We start from the raw sequence: 17001 nt of genomic DNA on the forward strand, positions 1-17001 counted from the left end.
CACCTTCCGAAGATTCGGTACCCGACACGAAAAGGACTCACCCTCATGGCAATCGAACAGTACGACACCAACGCCGACGGCTACTTCGACACCATCCTGACCGACACCAACGGCGACAACGTTGCCGACATCGTCGAATACGACACCAATGCCGACGGCTGGATCGACGAGGTCCAGACCGACTACGACTACGACGGTTACGTCGACGAGGTTGCAATGGACACCGACTACGACGGCTACTACGACACCGTGATCGCCGCCTGAGTGCCATCGGACCTTCTTGACCGCGACCATAGCCGCACCTCCCGAAACCGGGTCACCTGAACGCAGGTGGCCCGGTTTCGGGTTGTCGGTCTGGTGCCGGACCGTGACCGCCACCCTGGATTCCCGAAACGTGCCCGCCCTGGGTGTTATTCGATGTGTTCGAGATTGTCGGATCCGGTTTGGGCTTCGCCACCACGATCTCGGGTCAGTTCTGCCGACTTTTCGGCCAGTGCCGTTTGCCGGTCGGCCAGCACCTTTTCCCAGGCCGCTGCGAATGTGTCGTTGACGTGCTGGGCGCGATTGACTCTCGGTTTGAGTTCTGGATCAACCGACGCCGGGGGTATCCACCCGACCCGGCCCTTGTCTGGGCCTTCGGTGATCATGATGGTCTGCCACTGACCGGGACCATCGCCGATGAGTTTGTGGTGCGACGGGCACGCTGATCCCATCATGTTGATGTCGGTCAGCCCACCGTTGATCCAGGCAATCAGATGATGGGCCTCGACCCAGGTCGCTGGATTGGTGCAGCCTGGATGCGAACAACCCCGATCCCGGACGAACAACGCGAGCCGCTGGCCTTTCTGCGCGGTCCGTTTGGTCCGGGCCAGATACAACACCTCCGCGGAGTGGTCGGCGAACACGGCCAAATATTTGTCGGACCGCGCTGCCAGGTGCAGGGCCTCTTTGACCGGAATATCAACCCCGGACGCCGTTCTGGCGATCCCCGCACAGTCGTCGAGCTGCTCTTTGGTCATCGTGATGATCAACTGCGCCGGCAAACCCCGATGCGATTTGCCGAGCAGGTTGCACTCCAGAATTGTTTTCAGGATCGCCTTGAGCGCGTCGTGATGTTGTTGGCCCTTGGAGCGGGTATCACGCTCAGCGGCCGCCTTGACCAGCTCTGTGTCTTGTTTCGGATCATCGGAGGCCCCGGTCGGTGAGTTCGGGTCGGCCGGGTTGTTCATACCCGGTGCGGCCCACACATCCATCACCGTCTTGAACAACGCCAACGTTTCCGGATCCAGGGTGCCCGAGATCTTGGCCATCAGGTCTACCCCTTGATCACCCAGACTCACACTGCGTTTACGCGCCCGATCCGAATCATCGGTCAGCCGGCCATCGGGATCAACCCGGGCCAACACCGCACGACCCGATGCGGCCAACTGGGTGGGGTCCTGACCAACGGCTTCTTCGGTCATCCAATGATCGACCACGTCATACACGGCCGGATCAGCCGCGGACGGAATGTGTTTGCGCACATCCAGCATCACATCCATATGCGAGGCGCCGATCAGCCCGTGAGACCAGGCCTGTTCGGCGGCAGGGCATTTCGGCGCCAACTCCTCACCCTGCATCGTGTGGAATCGGCCGACCGCCTCCAGGCCGCGAATTCGGGAGGAGGTTTGCCCTTTGGTCAGCCGCAACTCGCTGCGGGTGAAACCGAACAGTGACGAGTACCCGGCTTCGGTAAACGATGATCGATCTGAAACCCGCAACAGGTGACGCAACCCGGTGAACTCGAGCTTGCGAACTATCCGTTCATGCACCCGCACAAGCTCATTGACTTCCGCCCCAGACATATCGGAATCAGCGCAGTCCGCGATATCGGCAACGAGCAACTCCAACTCGAGGTACTTACGCACCAACACCGGAACCGAAGAAGAACCAACCCCGACTTCATCAGATGGATCGTCAGTCATCATGCCCCCCAGCACATCTGATTGAATTCTTTCAACCAGAATACTCCGGAAAACACATCATGTCGAATGTTTGTTCGAGTAAGGTGTTTGGTGACGGCTGACGTGAACTCCTTGTGAGGCAACGTGTTGTGCGCGTCAGTCGCGTAGCTCAACCCCCGTCAAGGCAGCTGGTGTCACTGAGGTGTCACTGCGAGGGCTCAACTGCGGGAGACCAGCGCTCGTAGGAAGAACGTCAGGTTCTCGGGGCGCTCGGCCAAGCGGCGCATGAAGTAGCCGTACCACTGGGAGCCGAACGGAACGTAGACGCGGATCTGACGGCCCGCCTGGGCAAGTCGTTGCTGTTCGGAATCGCGGATGCCATAGAGCATCTGGTGTTCCCATTGCTCGGTGTCCCGACCGGCGGTGGTGGCCATTGCCTCAGCGGCCGCCACCATCGCGGGATCATGGCTGGCGACCATCGGATATCCGTCGCCGTCCATCAAGACCTGCAGGCAACGTAGGTAGGCCGCGTCGACGTCGTGCTTGTTCTGGAATGCCACCGCTGCTGGTTCGGCATATGCGCCCTTGCACAGCCGGATCCGCGACCCCGGTCCGGAAAATGCATGACAGTCGTCCTCGCTGCGATGCAGATAGGCCTGCAGCACGGTACCGAGATCGGGGAAGTCGGACCGCAATTCGCGGACGATCCGCAGGGTCGAGTCGGTGGTGGTGTGATCTTCGGCGTCGATGGTCACCCACACGCCGGCCCGAGTGGCAGCCGAGGCGATGCGGTGCGCATTCTCCAGCGCGATCTTCTCTCCGTGGCGGGGGAGTGCGCCGCCCAGCGCCGACAATTTCAACGACACCTCCATCGGATGACCAGATTGCGTGAGGTCAAGGCCTGCAAGCATGTCGATCAGTTGTAGATAGGCCCCGACGGTCGCTTCGGCCAACGTTTCGTCGGTGGTGTCCTCGCCGAGATAGTCGATGGAGATCATCCGGCCGGATGCCAGCAGTGATCGGCAGGCATCCATGGCGTCATCGTGGGTTTCGCCCGGCACGAAGCGCTGCACAACATCTCGTGTCACGGGTAGGCGCCTGCTCAGGCGCTTGATTCGACCACTATGGCCGGCGGCAGTGATGATGCTGCGGGCTGCGGCAGCGGTGGCCGGCCTCACGGTCGATTGCCCGTGTCCTCGCGGGCGGTGTGCCCGGCAGCGTCGACTTCCATATGCGGATAGCCAGAAGTTGTTGCCGGAGTGAAGGTCTCCTTGATGGTCCGGGTGGAGGTCCAGCGCATCAGGTTCTGCTTGGATCCCGCCTTGTCGTTGGTTCCGGACGCGCGTCCGCCGCCGAAGGGCTGTTGTCCGACCACTGCGCCGGTGGGTTTGTCGTTGATGTAGAAATTGCCTGCGGCGTTGCGGAGCCCGGACAACGCGGCACCGACCGCGGCGCGATCATCGGCGATGACCGCGCCGGTGAGCGCGTAGCGAGCGGTCGAATCAACCTGCTGCAGAATCGAATCGAAGTTGTCGTCCGGATAGACATGGACCGACAGAATCGGCCCGAAGTACTCCGTACTGAAGGCTTCATCGGTCGGATCGTCACCGAGTAGTACCGTGGGCCGCACGAAGTAACCCTCGGAGTCGTCGTGGTCGCCACCGGCCGCGATCGTCAGCGTGGGTACCGATTTGGCCCGTTCGATGGCGGCGGATGATTTGTCGAAGGCGCGCTGGTCGATTACCGCACCGCCGAAGTTGGTCAGGTCTCGGACGTCGCCGTAGCTCAGGTTGTTTGCTTCGGCGAGGAAGTCGTCCCCCATGGTGTCCCACACCGACCGCGGGATATAGGCCCGTGATGCCGCCGAACACTTTTGACCCTGATATTCGAAGGTTCCCCTGATCAGGGCGGTCCGCAGGACATCGGGATCAGCTGAACTGTGTGCCAGTACAAAGTCTTTACCGCCGGTCTCTCCGACCAGTCGTGGGTAGCTGCGGTAGCGGCCGATGTTTGCCCCGACCTCACGCCACAGATGCTGAAAAGTGTTCGTCGAACCGGTGAAATGGATTCCGGCCAGGTTCGGGTCACGGAGTGCCACATCGCTCACCGCGATCCCGTCACCGGCAACAAGGTTGATGACACCGGGAGGCAGTCCCGCCGCCTCGAGTAGTTTCATCGTGAGGTAGGCCGAATAGGTCTGTGTCGGTGACGGTTTCCATACCACCGTATTGCCCATCAGCATGGGGGCGGTGGGAAGGTTTGCGGCGATGGCCGTGAAATTGAACGGTGTGATCGCGTAAACGAATCCCTCGAGTGGGCGGTAATCGAGTCGATTCCACACGCCGGCGCTCGACACCGGTTGTTCGGCGAGGATCTCGCGAGCAAATCCGACGTTGAACCGCCAGAAGTCGACAAGTTCGCAGGGAGCGTCGATCTCGGCCTGCTGCACCGATTTCGACTGTCCGAGCATGGTGGCCGCGGCGATCTTCTCGCGCCAGGGCCCGGACATCAGATCTGCCGCCCGCAACAGGACCGCGGCACGAGCATCGAAGTCGGTTGCCGCCCACCCCGGCGCGGCTGCCAGGGCTGCATCCACTGCTGCCCGGGCGTCGTCGTGGGTGGCGTTGGTGAAGGTGCCGAGAACCTCGTGGTGAGCGTGGGGTTGCACAACCGGGGTCGGCGTTCCGGTGCCGGTGACATGGGCACCGTTGATCACATGGGGCAGTTCGATCGGGGCGGCGGCGGTGAGACTGCGCAGCTCATCGACGATTCGTCGGCGTTCAGGTGAGCCCGGGGCATAAGTGTGGACGGGTTCGTTGTGCGCACGCGGGGGTGTGGTGATGGCATCCATCTCCCCATCACAGCCCGGCAGCGTTGCAGAAACGATAGCCAGCAGGCCAAAGAGACTGCATATGCTTGGTCCAGCTGAACAAAGGGGGCTGCGGATGTCCGAACCTGATAAATCGGCATCGATCACGCTCGGGCGCCTACTCCTGGCCTTGGACGGCACGCTGGTGACGCTGGTCGAAGCGCCCGAAGGTCTGGATCGGTCCGTGTCGTCGATGGCTCTACTCGACGACGACGATCTGCGCCTGGGCGTGGGCCGGGCGGCCCGCGGCGCCGATCTCGCGCTGCTGGTCGGTGTGGGCTGCGATCAGGTGATCGCCTGGCTGGCGACACTCGGGACCCGGACCCCCACCGCGATGCTGGTGAAGTCGCCGACGGCGACGTTGGTGCGTCGGGCGGCGGGTGCAGGCGTTGCGGTCGTGGCCGTTGACCCACACGCCCGCTGGGAGCGCATCTACAACCTGATCGGGCGAGTGCTGGAGCAGGCGCGTGCCGGAACGGCGGAGTCGATGGCCAGCGGAACCGCCGGTGATCTGTTCGCGCTGGCCCAAGCCGTCGCGGACCGGACCGGCGGACTCGTGAGCATCGAGGACGCGGACTCGCACGTTCTGGCCTACAGCACCTCCGATGAGCACGCCGACCAATTGCGTCGACTGTCGATCCTCGGTCGCGAAGGTCCGCCGGAGATGCTCGACTGGCTGCGGCAGTGGGGGGTTTTCGGCGCCCTGCGGGCCGGACCGGAGGTGGTCTCGGTGGCCCGGCGCGACGATCTGGGGCTTCGCCCACGCCTGGCCGTCGGCATCCGCGGACCACGCGGGACAACGTATCTGGGAACGCTCTGGTTGCAGCAGGCCGAGGTCGACCTCGCGCCGGACTCTGCGGAGATCATCAACGGTGCGTCCGCCGTTGCCGCCCGCATCATCGCGCAGTCGGCGGCGATGCCATCTGTTCACGGCGAACAGGTTCAGCGCTTGCTCGGCTTTCGGGGCGAAGGCGTCGACGTCGCCTATCTTGCTCAGGCGCTGAACATTCCGTCAGACGGTCCGGTGGTTGTTGTCGGCCTGGCGGCGCGGGAACGTGACGATGACGCGGACGGGGGAGGTGATCGAGGGGAGCAGAACCTGCCGGCGCTCACGCTGCACGCCAGTGCTTTTCGGCCGGACTCCGTGACCGCTGCGGTCGGTGGACGGGTGTACGTGCTGTTCCCGCGGACGAGCAGTGGGCCTGCGACGGTGCGGTGGGCGCGGGAGACCGTCGATGCGGCCAAACGCGGATTCGGGGTGCGGATCCGGGCCGTGGTCGCCGAAGGCGCCGGTGTGATCGATGCGGCCAGATTGCGGGTCGAGGTCGACCGGGTGATCGACGCTGCGCGCCGCGAGGGCTCGCTCATCGACACCGTGACCACGATCGAGCAGTCACGGACCCCGGTGCTCCTCGGCGAGATCGTCGGATTGTTGGCCGCCAACCCAGAACTGGTGGATCCTCGGGTGGCCGAACTCCGTGACTACGATGCCGCGCATGGGACCGATTTGATACCGAGCGTCCGGGCCTACCTGGACGCGTTCGGAGATGTCCGGGCGGCGGCAGGCGAGTTGCACATCCATCCGAACACCCTGCGGTACCGGTTACGGCGAACCCGGGAATTGACGGGGTTGGACCTGGCCGATCCCGCTTCCCGCCTGGTTGTGGCGCTTGCACTTCGTATTTGATCGCTGAGCACAGTCCGAGACCGAATATGACAAGAGCCCCCGAGCTTTCGCTCGAGGGCTCTTGTGGCGTTCTTGAGAGAGGCGGACCGCCGGTGGGGTCAGCTCCTCGGGAACTGCTCGGTGTTGGCAGTGGCGGAGACCGTCGCCGGGGTGGGACGCCGGAACAGCAGGACCACACCTGCGATGAAGAGCAGACCGCCGACGGTGCCGAGGATCGCCGGAAGGATCACGCCACCGAGGCGGAGCTGATCGACATAGCCCGAAGCCTTGTCGGACTGCCGTTCGACGGTGGTGTCCTGCCACGCCATGGTCGCGGCGAACGCGTCCATCTGGAAGTCGCGGATCGGCTGGGCCAGATCAGGATCTTCCCAGCCCGGGGACTTGAAGTACTGATGCTGCTCTTCCAGGCCCTTGAGGATGGTGCCGGTCTGCGGCTCCACCCAGACGTGGCGCGTGGACTTTGCGAAGCGGTCCATCACGACCTTTTCGGTGGGCGGGACTCCTTCGATGCCCCACCAACTCGCCGGCATCTCCAGCGAGGTGCCGAGCGCGGGCTCCCCGTTGGGCGTCGGAAGTGTCACCTGATCGACCTCGGGCACGTCGCTGACGAAATGGTATGCGGTGAGGCCGTTGATCTCTTCTTCTTCGACGAACGTGGCGGTGACGTCCTGTCGGGAGTTCGAGTCGTAGTAGACCTGATCGGTCTTCTCGACGTCGAAGCCGAACTTGTACTGATATCCCTCGCGAGGCGCTTCGACGAAGTTGTCGGTGTCCTCGATGGTCACCGTGCCTTCGGGTGCCTGGACGGTGTGGATGCGGGCGATGTTGCCGTTCGGCTTGCTGGTGTCGCGATCGACGGACACGACGTCGACGTTCGAGGTGAGAACGGCGTCCTCACATGTGCGCTGGGCATTGGCCGGCTCTGCGGTGGGCTCGTAGGTCTCGTCGCCGTCGCGAATCAGATCGATCACCACGGTCTGTCCGGACTGCAGTGTTGCCTGATCGGAATCGGACGGGTCGATGATGATGCTGCGACGCTGCTGGGTCAGATGCGCATCCAAGACCTGTGCCTTCGGTTCGCTGATCGAACAGCGGTTGAAGACGCGTGCCGGGGTGTTGTTGTCATCGGTCAGTCCTGCGGGAACCGACGTCGCCACAGAGGTGATGTCGAGGTCCAACGGAACCACTTTGAGCTTGGGAACCAGCCACAACGGTACTGCGATTGCGGCGGTCACCATGGCGATCCCGATGAAGATCAACGCCGGTGCCAAAATCTTCTTGATGTCATACCCCTCTCAAACGGCGACAAGCGAGTTCAGTATTACAGCAGCCGTCCGATCGGTTGCGCCTGGTCACCGATTCCGGCATACCTGGCGTGTTGGGAGGGGCGCATTCGGGGCTTACTTCGTGCCCGGCCCCGGGTATTGTCAGCGCGCAGGTAAAGTCGTCACGCGAAGCGCCTTAGTAGCTCAGGGGATAGAGCAACCCTCTCCTAAAGGGTAGGTCGCAGGTTCGAATCCTGCCTAGGGCACCACGTCCGCCGAATGGGTGGACAATTGCACGCAGCGGTGGCTCACGGTGACTGCTCACTTGTCGGTGGTGACAAGTGAGAGCAATGACCGCAACGACGCCTCGATGCCGGGACCGATGGGGTCGCCGCCCAGGTGCTGGTAGGCGACCACACCGACGATGGCATCGATCAAGTGGTCGGCAGGGATCGGGAGATCGACCTGGCCGGCACCGACCCCGCGATCGATCGCCTCCTGGAGACGGTGCCGACGGTGGCTGGTGTGCCGGGCGTGGTTGAGATCCCGGATCTTGGGATCGCTCAGACCCAGCTGAATGCGAATGTGTGCGGCCTCCGCCTGTTCCGGAGTCAGCTGGTTGCCGGTTATCCCCATGATCTGCAGGATGTCCGCGACAAAGTTGCCGGTGGGCTCGAACTGTTCTGACGGGCGGATGCTGTTGAGTGCGGCGACGATGAGCTCTTCCCTCGTGGACCACCGGCGGTAGATGGTTCCCAGTCCGGCTCCGGCGCGTCGCGCGATCGCGCGAGTGGTGACGTCGCGATGCGAAGGCGATTCACGGAGCAATGCCAGCACTGCGGCGAACACCCGCGATTCGACGTCGACATCGAACGGCCGCCCGGGCCGCGCGGCGGTTGGCGCGGCCCCGCCTGCCGGGTTCACGCGGGTGCCGACGTCACACGCCGGTGCAGGGTGTCGATCAACCCGTCGGTGAGTCCGGCCGCGCGCAAGGGGCCGAGCGGGTCTCCGTGGCGTTCGCGCAGTGTCCGCAACATCGTGGACATGGCCTCTTCCGAGAAGTCCTCGCCGGTGGCGGCAGCGGAGTATTGGCTCAGATCGATTCCGGTCGCGGCGATCAACTGGCGCATCGACGGTTCGGTTCTGGCTTTGATCGCCTGGACATTCGGTCCGGTGGCGGCATAGTCGGCGATGATCGCCTCGTCATCTGCGCCGAGCGCGAGGAGTATCGCCGCGGCGAGCACTCCTGTGCGGTCTTTGCCTGCCGCGCAGTGAAATGCAATGGTGCCCTGACTGAAGGCGGTCAGCGCCAGAGCGTTCACCAGTGCGCCTGCCGATGATTCGTACAGGTCGGCGTAGCCCTCACCCATCCCGACCGCATCCCTCGGACCCGCCAACGCATGTGTATCCGTTGGGAATTGGGTGAGCAGTGGCAGGTGATGGTAGGCGACACCGAGATCGGCCAGCGGGCCACGGCCGGTGGTCCCGGTTTCCTGTGCACTCTTGAGATCGATGACCGCACTCAGACCGTCCGCCACCAGCTCTGCGGCGAAATCGATTGTGACCAGCGACAAGTCGTCGGCTCGCAGAACTTTTCCGGGGCGGATCACGCCGGTGGCGGTCGGGATACCGCCGAGGTCTCGTAGGTTGACCGGGATGGACAGTGGCAGTGGTGTGGACGCGAATTGAAGTGTCATGGGTCAGGTGAGCTTTCTTCTGATGATCGCGCTGATCCGGTCGATGACCGTGACCAGGACGACGATGCTGATGATGATGGCGCTGAGGTGGCCGTAGTTGTACATGCGCATGGCCGTGGTCAATTCGAGTCCGATTCCGCCGGCACCGACCATGCCGAGGATGGTGGCTCCGCGGACATTGCCTTCGAAGAGCAGCAGCGTGTACGAGACGAGCATGGGCGCGGCCTGCGGCACGATGGCATAGCCGACAACCTGGCGGCGACCGGCGCCCACCGACTCGAGAGCTGTGATCGGGCCGGTGTCAACGGCTTCCATCGCTTCGGCATATACCTTGCCGATCGTTCCGATGGAGCCGAGCGTCATTGCGAGAATGCCGGCGAAAGGTCCGAGTCCGACCGCCGAGACGAACATCAACGCAAAGACCAACTCGGGTACCGAACGGATGATGTTCATGATCCAGCGGGTCGGGTAGTAGACCCAGGGCGGACTGATGTTGCTCGCTGCGGCGAAGGCCATCACGAGTGAGCACAGTGCGCCCAACACGGTCCCGACCACGGCCATCTGTACGGTTTCGATCAGCAATTCGACGATGACGTCGAACTTGTCCCACGTCGGCGGAAACAGGCGGGACAGGAACTCCCACATGTTGACCGAACCGTCGGCGAGCTTGGTGAAGTTGAACTCGCCGCCGGCAAACGACCAGATCAGAACAATGGCGGCAACGGGCAGCGCGGCGAGCACCCCACGTCGGGGGAGATGGAACGCACTGGTGAGCCGTTGCCGATCTTCCGGACTCAACTCGGGTTGGCGGTTGCTTCTCTTGGGCACGGTGTCGGTTGAGGTGACCCGTTCAGTCGTCGTCGGCACCGGGGGCCTCCTGGTCGTAGAGCGGGGTCAGGTCGTCTGCCGAGAGGTTGCTCGTGTGGTCGGTGATCATGGTGTGTCCGTGCTGCAATCCGATGATCCGATCGCTGTACTGCAGCGCGAGATCGACCACGTGCAGACTGATCAGAACGGGGATGCCTTCGGAGTGCGCGATGTCGCGCAGAAGCGAGAGCACCGAGGCGGCCAGGCGTGGATCGAGTGAGGCCACCGGTTCGTCGGCCAAGATCAATCGGGGTTGCTGCATCAGTGCACGTGCAATCGCCACCCGCTGCTGTTGGCCGCCGCTCAGTGACCGGGCCGGTGAGGTGGCCTTGTTCTCGATTCCGACCCGGTCGAGCAGTTCCAGAGCCCGCGTGCGCTGGGCGGACGAGAATCCGCCCAGCCAGTTGACCGGACCGGCCCGATGTAGTCCACCGGTGAGGACATTGGTCATCACCGACAGTCGCGGAATCAGGTTGAACTGCTGGAAGACGTGACCCACTTCCGAACGCAGATGCCTCATGTCGCGTTTGGAGGTGCGCGTGACATCGCGGTCGGCGACGACGAGCGAGCCGCCGGCCAGCGGTGTGAATCCGGTGATGGTCCGCATCAGTGTCGACTTCCCGGAGCCCGACGATCCGAGCAGTGCCACCACCTCACCGGGGTGCAGGTCGATGTCGACACCGTCGAGCGCAACGGAGTCGCCGTAGGTGACGCGGATACCGCGCCCGGTCACGATTGTCGGCTCGGGGGTCCGGACGGAGTCGCCGTGGATGGGTGCGGCGAGCGCTGTTTCTGCCATTTAACCCAAGTCCTTGAGCTGGACACCGGCGACCGCGGCGATCTCGTTCAGCGAATCGAAGATCGAGGAATCCGGGTTCAGGATCGGCGCACCGGTGGTTCCCTGTGCGAGAACACCGAGTTCATCGGCGTGGTCGGCGAAGACTCCGGGAAGCACTTCGAGGAGCTTGTCGCGGGTTGCCTGATTCATCTCGCTGCGCACCAGGATGACCATCGACACGGGCATCGACGCACTCTGTCCGACGTTGCGGGTTTCGCCCTCGGTGAAGATGCCGTACTCGACCGCCATCGAGGTCAGTACGTTGGCCGTGCACGAGGCGTCGACGCTGCCCTGTTTCAGTGCGGCCCATCCGGCATCGTGTCCGCCGGCAAAGATGGCTTCGTAATCCTTGCCCTGGGTCAGGCCGGCTTGAGCGAGCATGTGAACGGGCATGAAGTATCCGCTACTCGACGCCTGATCGGCGAAGGCGATCTTCTTTCCGCGTAGGTCTTCGAGTGCATTGATATCGGAGTCCGCCATCACCATGCAGGTCGATACCGGTTTGCCGTCCGATGCAAACGCCAACAGCGGGTCGACCTCACCGGTGTTCACGGCCAGTGCCGACGGGAAGGCGCTCATCAGACCGAGGTCGACGTGCTGGCTTCGCAAGGCTTCGACAACGCTGAGGTAGTCGGGCACGTCGGTGACGTCGACACTCATCCCGGTGGCCTCGCCGACCAGGTCGGTGAACACATCGACGGGGTTCGATGCGGTGACGTCGTCGCCGATGGGTGTCATGGCGACCGTGACGGTGGTCTGCGGTTCAGACGAGGTGTCGTCGGCGGAATCGGAGCTGCAGGCGCTGAGCGCAAGAGCGGCGACCGCAAGGAGTGCGGCGGTCAGGGAGAGACGTCTGTTCACGGGGGACCTTTCGGAAGCGGTGTTACCGAAAGGGAATGAAACCCTGCGCAAATAGACGGGAATTACGGAAACGACGACATCGAAATTGCGTCCAGATGAACATCTACGACTGGGGCGTTCGACGTATCGTCATCAGCCATGAGCCGAACGATCTTGCCGAAGGAACCACTCGTCGACGCAATGTCGGCTGCGTGGTCATCTGTCGAAACCTTGGCGACGCCACTGAGCGACGACCAGTGGCACGCTCCCTCGATCCTGCCCGGATGGTCGGTGGGTGACGTGGTGGCTCATGTCATGACCACCGAACGCATGCTGCTCGGTGACGCGTTGCCGGAGGTGGCCGCCGACGTTGATGCCTTCGACCACGTCCACAACAGCATCGGCGTGATGAACGAACGCTGGCTCGAGTTCTATCGAGCGCAGGATCGGGAGACCGTACTGGCCGACTATCGGGATGTCATCGCTCGGCGGAAGAGTGCGTTGGCGACGATGGGTCAGGCCGACTTCGACGCCGATTCGTTCACGCCTGCAGGCCCGGACACGTATGGCCGATTCATCCGGATCCGGGTGTTCGACTGCTGGATGCACGAATTGGACCTCTGCGACTCGCTTGGCCTGTCGTTGCCCGTCGATCGGATCGCCGCCGAGGTGGCGTTGGACGAGGTCGCCGCCAGCATGCCGTTTGTCGTCGGGAAGAAGGCCGGCGCCCCGGACGGTAGCCGGATCCGCATCGTCATCGAGGGATCGGTGTCGCGGACGTTGAACATCGCGGTCGACGGCCGGGCGGGAATTGTCGATGAACTCGATCGAATTCCAGATCTGACCTTAGTGATCAATTATGCTGAATTTGCCCGGCTGATCGGCGGCCGATCGACCGGTGATCTTCGGTCCGCTGTCATTGACGGTGACCGGGTGCTCGGCGAAAAGATACTGGCCAACCTGGCCTATGTGATGTGAGTGGGCAGCGAATCCTGGGTAGGGAAGATGCGACGACTGTTGGCGGTGATTCTCCCGCTGATATGTGTGATCGCGATTCCGGCCGCACCCGCCGCCGCCCAGGACAACGGACTCGGGTCCGGATTTCTCTGGGGTGTCGGGTCAGCCGGATTTCAGGCCGAGGGTTCCTCTCCCGACAGCAACTGGTTGCGGTACTCGAACAGTGATGGCGTCGATGACCCGGTGGGCACGTCGGTCGACTTCCGAAATCGCTTTGAAGAGGACATCAACAACGCCAAGGCCATGGGCGTGAGCGTGTACCGATTCAGCGTGGAGTGGGCCAGAATCCAGCCGCAGCCGGGCATGTGGGATCAGCGCGAGCTCGAATACTACGACCGCGTGATGCACTACATCCTGCTGGCCGGGATGCGTCCGATGATCACGTTGGATCATTGGGTGTACCCGGGATGGGTGGCCGACCGTGGCGGCTGGAACGATCCAGGCATGGCGCAGAGTTGGCTTGCCAACGCACGCAAGGTGGTTGACCGCTATGCCCAGTTCAACCCCATCTGGGTCACCATCAATGAGCCGATCGTCTATACGTACCTCAAGGAATTGTCTTTCGGCGGTATCGAAGCGCGGAACGTCCCGTTGATGCTCGATCAACTGGTGCGTGTCCATCGCAGCATCTACGACCACATCCACTCGATTCAGCCCGGAGCCTGGGTGACGTCGAACTCTGCGTATCTGCCGACCGTCCAACCTGCACTGGACGCGATGTTTCTCGATCGGATCGCAGACAAGCAGGACTTTGTCGGTATCGACTACTACTACTCGGTGGCGGCGACGGATCTCAACACGTACAACGCTGCGACCGAACAGTTCTGGAAGGCTTCATCGTCGGCTGATGGCCTCTACTACGCGCTGCGCTATTACGCGCGGAAGTTCCCGGGCATGCCCCTGTACATCGTCGAGAACGGAATCCCCACCGAGAATGGGAAGGCGCGACCTGACCGGTATCAACGGGAAGATCAACTGCGCGATGCGGCGTACTGGATCACCAGGGCCCGAGCCGACGGGATGAACGTGGTCGGATACAACTACTGGTCGATCACCGACAACTACGAGTGGGGTAGCTACACACCACGTTTCGGCCTCTATCAGGTGGATGCGACCTCGGATCCGACGCTGACCCGCAAGCCCACTTCCGCCGTCGCGGCCTACGCCGAGATCATCGCCAACGGAGGCGTTCCGGTCAACTATCGGCCCACCCGCCCGGCTGATTTTTGTTCTCTTGTGGATGCTCCAACGAGCTGCAGTCAGCCGGTACGGTGAACGTCGACTGATCAAAGCCGTCATCGAATTCTGATCCGGCCGATTGTCCCGCGCCGGTCAGATTCTCCTGCGCCGAGCGTTCTGCCTCGGCAGATCCGAACATCGCAACCGCAACCGCGCCGAGGACTGCGAACGTGAATCCGGCGAGCGCCAGCCACTGCATGCCGGGCACCGTCGAGTCACCGAGCCAGAGCACCCCGACGATCCCGGGCGCCGCGGTCTCCCCGACAACCAGCGCCGCCGTCGACCCGTTCACCTCGCCCAGTTGCAGCGCCACGGTGTGCAGATAGAACCCCGCCGCACCCGCGATGGCGATCACCCACGCGGCCGGATCGGCCAGGATGGTCGGCAATGAGAGCGGATCGATGCCGTCGAGAATGCGGACGCCGATCACGACAGCGCCGAACAACAGGCCCGCTGCGGCGCCGGCGGCCACCGATCCGGCTCGCCCCATCCGGCGAACCGTGAACAGCGACAAAACCACCAGCACGACGGTGATGGCAAGCAGTGCCCAGTGCAACGATGGCGGCGTCGGGTGATCGCTGTGCGGCTGCGACGCCGAACCCAAGAGCAGCAGCGCCACCAATACCGTGCCCATCGCGACGTAGTCGCGCGGGTGCAGTTTGATCCCGAGTAGGCGGATCCCGAGAAGTGCCGTGATGATGAGGTTGCCCGCGACAATGGTCTGCGACAGGAACAGCGGCAGCATCCGAGCTGCGCCTGCACCGGCAACAAATCCGAGTACGTCGAAGATCGCACCAGCGACAAAAACCCCGGTCATCGCGGTGGCGACGGTGGATCGCCACGAGGGCGACCCGTCGGCGGTGGACATCCGCTCGTCGCCGAGGTTCGCCCGGGCGGTCTGCCGTGCCCCGAGGGCCTGCATCACCGACGACAGGCCGTAGCCCACTGCCGCGATGACGGCCAAGCTCACTCCGAGCAGCATTTCGTTTTTCCCTTCGCATGCACTTCTTGGTTGCAACACCTCCAGGATGCTCAGGTATTTCCCAGCTGCGCCACTGATTTTTCACAGCTTGGACGATGGCGGGGTGTGCCGGTGCCGTGAGTGAGGGCCGGGACCTAGTGTTGAGCGATGAGCCAAACCGTGTTGATCACCGGTGCATCGAGCGGGATCGGTGCCGAAGTCGCCCGTCAGATGGTTGCCCGCGGACTGACCGTGATGGGTACCAGCCGCAGGCCCGGCGCCATCGAGAATCCGATCCCCGGTGTCACCTACCTCGAACTCGACCAGAATGACCCGGCCAGTATTGCGCGCTGCGCGGAGCAGGCCGGCGCCGTCGACATCCTGATCAACAACGCAGGCGAATCGCAGATGGGCCCACTCGAGGACACCCCGATGGAGGCCATCGAAAAGCTGTTCGCGACCAATGTTCTCGGGCCGATCGCGCTGACCAAGGCGCTTCTGCCGGGTATGCGGGAACGCAGGCGCGGCACCATCGTGATGGTCGGGTCGATGCTCTCGAGTTTCCCGCTGGCCTTTCGGTCGTCGTATGGCGCCACGAAGTCGGCGCTCAAGGCCTTCGCGGACGGCAGTCGCCGTGAGCTCGCGCCGTTCGGGATCGCGATCTGCACCGTGGAGCCGGGGACCATCGCCACCGGTATCGGCGACCGGCGTGGGTATTTCATCTCTGACAATTCGCCCTATCGCGGCGACTACGACACCGTCGCCGCAGCCACCCGCCGCAACGAAGATGCCGGTCTGACCGTCGGGCCGATGGCCGAAGTGGTCGTCGAGGCGGCGCTGTCGAAGGACCCGAAGCCGCTGTACGCCAAGGGGAACCGCGCACCGATCGTATTCGCACTGCGTCGCGTCCTGCCGCGTCGGACGATCGGCGACATCACCGGCAGATTCCATGGACTTTCGAAGGCCAGGCCCTGAGGACATGCGGAAGCTACTGGTCATCGGCATCGGGCCGGGCGATCCACGTCAGATCACCATCGAGGCCATCGACGCGATGAAATCCGTCGACACATTTTTTGTCCTCGACAAAGCCCCCGAGCGTGGTGTTGCGGTCAAACAGTCCCTGGTGGGCCTGCGTCGGGAGATCTGCGACCGATACCTCGACGGGGAGTACCGGTTTGTCGAAGTCCCCGATCCGCCGCGTGACCGAAGTCCGGACGACTACGCCGCCGAGGTCCGTCGCTGGCACGACGCCCGCGCCGACCTCATCGAGCAGGCCCTGACCGACGAACTGGGCGAGGACGGTGTCGGGGGAATCCTGGTCTGGGGTGATCCGGCGCTGTATGACAGCACCTTGCGCATCGTCGACACCATCGTCGCGCGCGGACGCCTGGACCTCGACCGCAGCGTGATCCCGGGCATCACGAGTTTTGCGTCGTTGACCGCCGCGCACAAGATCCTGCTCAACCGCATCGGCGAGCCCATCCACATCACCACCGGCCGCCGGCTGGCTGACACCCCGGCGGGGGCGGCGACCAATCAGGTGGTGATGCTCGACGCGGATTGCACATTCCTGCAGACGGCAGCGCCCGACGATCACATCTGGTGGGGCGCCTATGTGGGCACACCCGATCAGATCCTGATCTCCGGCACCGTCGGTGCGGTCGGTGAGCAGATCCGCGACACCCGCAACGCCGCCCGAGCGCACCACGGCTGGATCATGGACATCTACCTGCTCCGCAAACCCCGATGATGTGGTCTTTTGGCGAACAAAAGCCCAG

Annotated in this window: 16 protein-coding genes and 1 tRNA gene; 7 read left to right on the top strand and 10 right to left on the bottom strand. The window is 63.4% G+C overall.

The features are described 5' to 3' along the window. Positions 1-45 precede the first annotated feature (45 nt). Complete coding sequence (locus tag AC56PL_RS20260) at positions 46-264, top strand: hypothetical protein (RefSeq protein WP_482137545.1); 219 nt, start codon at positions 46-48, stop codon at positions 262-264. A 146-nt stretch (positions 265-410) separates the two neighbouring features. On the opposite strand, the gene AC56PL_RS20265 is transcribed toward AC56PL_RS20260, so the two are convergent. The 3 genes from AC56PL_RS20265 to pruA all read right to left on the bottom strand — a co-directional run bounded on the left by AC56PL_RS20265 (position 411) and on the right by pruA (position 4794). After that, the gene (locus AC56PL_RS20265; RefSeq protein WP_497154968.1) at positions 411-1967 is read right to left on the bottom strand and encodes an HNH endonuclease signature motif containing protein; all 1557 of its coding nucleotides are present in this window, start codon (positions 1965-1967) and stop codon (positions 411-413) included. A gap of 194 nt (positions 1968-2161) precedes the next feature. After that, positions 2162-3121 carry a proline dehydrogenase family protein gene (locus tag AC56PL_RS20270; RefSeq protein WP_497154969.1) on the bottom strand — a complete coding sequence of 320 codons (960 nt, stop codon included), beginning with the start codon at positions 3119-3121 and terminating at the stop codon, positions 2162-2164. Then, complete coding sequence (pruA, locus tag AC56PL_RS20275) at positions 3118-4794, bottom strand: L-glutamate gamma-semialdehyde dehydrogenase (protein WP_497154970.1); 1677 nt, start codon at positions 4792-4794, stop codon at positions 3118-3120. The genes AC56PL_RS20270 and pruA overlap by 4 nt, the downstream gene beginning before the upstream one ends. Before the next feature lie 94 nt (positions 4795-4888). On the opposite strand from pruA, the gene AC56PL_RS20280 reads away from it, so the two are divergent. Beyond that, positions 4889-6499, top strand: a complete 1611-nt coding sequence (locus tag AC56PL_RS20280; protein WP_497154971.1) for a PucR family transcriptional regulator — start codon at positions 4889-4891, stop codon at positions 6497-6499. A 98-nt stretch (positions 6500-6597) separates the two neighbouring features. Here AC56PL_RS20280 and pgfA read toward each other — a convergent pair whose 3' ends face one another. Further along, complete coding sequence (gene pgfA / locus AC56PL_RS20285) at positions 6598-7770, bottom strand: cell envelope lipid trafficking protein PgfA (RefSeq protein WP_495518265.1); 1173 nt, start codon at positions 7768-7770, stop codon at positions 6598-6600. A 187-nt stretch (positions 7771-7957) separates the two neighbouring features. On the opposite strand from pgfA, the gene AC56PL_RS20290 reads away from it, so the two are divergent. Further along, positions 7958-8033: transfer RNA gene (locus AC56PL_RS20290), tRNA-Arg, on the top strand. 52 nt (positions 8034-8085) lie between these two features. Here the strand turns inward: AC56PL_RS20290 and AC56PL_RS20295 are convergent. From AC56PL_RS20295 to phnD, 5 genes are read right to left on the bottom strand one after another with little or no spacing between them, the layout of a single operon-like run. Beyond that, positions 8086-8688, bottom strand: coding sequence for a TetR/AcrR family transcriptional regulator (locus AC56PL_RS20295; protein ID WP_497154972.1), 603 nt, complete (start codon positions 8686-8688; stop codon positions 8086-8088). Next, on the bottom strand, positions 8685-9461 hold the full coding sequence (locus AC56PL_RS20300; protein ID WP_497154973.1) for a tyrosine-protein phosphatase: 777 nt from the start codon (positions 9459-9461) through the stop codon (positions 8685-8687). Before AC56PL_RS20300 ends, AC56PL_RS20295 begins: the two co-directional genes overlap by 4 nt. A gap of 3 nt (positions 9462-9464) precedes the next feature. Further along, positions 9465-10328, bottom strand: a complete 864-nt coding sequence (gene phnE / locus AC56PL_RS20305; RefSeq protein WP_497154974.1) for a phosphonate ABC transporter, permease protein PhnE — start codon at positions 10326-10328, stop codon at positions 9465-9467. Beyond that, positions 10312-11127, bottom strand: a complete 816-nt coding sequence (gene phnC / locus AC56PL_RS20310) for a phosphonate ABC transporter ATP-binding protein (RefSeq protein ID WP_495518261.1) — start codon at positions 11125-11127, stop codon at positions 10312-10314. The genes phnE and phnC overlap by 17 nt, the downstream gene beginning before the upstream one ends. Then, positions 11128-12027 carry a phosphate/phosphite/phosphonate ABC transporter substrate-binding protein gene (phnD, locus tag AC56PL_RS20315; RefSeq protein ID WP_497154975.1) on the bottom strand — a complete coding sequence of 300 codons (900 nt, stop codon included), beginning with the start codon at positions 12025-12027 and terminating at the stop codon, positions 11128-11130. Between the two features lie 138 nt (positions 12028-12165). Here phnD and AC56PL_RS20320 point away from each other — a divergent pair, with 138 nt between their 5' ends. Both AC56PL_RS20320 and AC56PL_RS20325 read left to right on the top strand, forming a co-directional pair. Continuing rightward, positions 12166-12984 carry a maleylpyruvate isomerase family mycothiol-dependent enzyme gene (locus AC56PL_RS20320; RefSeq protein ID WP_497154976.1) on the top strand — a complete coding sequence of 273 codons (819 nt, stop codon included), beginning with the start codon at positions 12166-12168 and terminating at the stop codon, positions 12982-12984. A gap of 27 nt (positions 12985-13011) precedes the next feature. Further along, the gene (locus AC56PL_RS20325; RefSeq protein ID WP_497154977.1) at positions 13012-14298 is read left to right on the top strand and encodes a family 1 glycosylhydrolase; all 1287 of its coding nucleotides are present in this window, start codon (positions 13012-13014) and stop codon (positions 14296-14298) included. Here AC56PL_RS20325 and AC56PL_RS20330 read toward each other — a convergent pair. Further along, entirely contained in the window at positions 14219-15244 is a 1026-nt protein-coding gene (locus AC56PL_RS20330) for a DMT family transporter (protein WP_497154978.1), read from the bottom strand. The genes AC56PL_RS20325 and AC56PL_RS20330 overlap by 80 nt on opposite strands. A 147-nt stretch (positions 15245-15391) precedes the next feature. On the opposite strand from AC56PL_RS20330, the gene AC56PL_RS20335 reads away from it, so the two are divergent. Both AC56PL_RS20335 and cobF read left to right on the top strand, forming a co-directional pair. Further along, positions 15392-16198, top strand: a complete 807-nt coding sequence (locus AC56PL_RS20335; protein WP_495518256.1) for an SDR family NAD(P)-dependent oxidoreductase — start codon at positions 15392-15394, stop codon at positions 16196-16198. 4 nt (positions 16199-16202) lie between these two features. Next, complete coding sequence (gene cobF / locus AC56PL_RS20340) at positions 16203-16973, top strand: precorrin-6A synthase (deacetylating) (RefSeq protein ID WP_497154979.1); 771 nt, start codon at positions 16203-16205, stop codon at positions 16971-16973. Positions 16974-17001 lie beyond the last annotated feature (28 nt).

The sequence above is a fragment of the Williamsia sp. Y721 genome, from assembly GCF_059683565.1.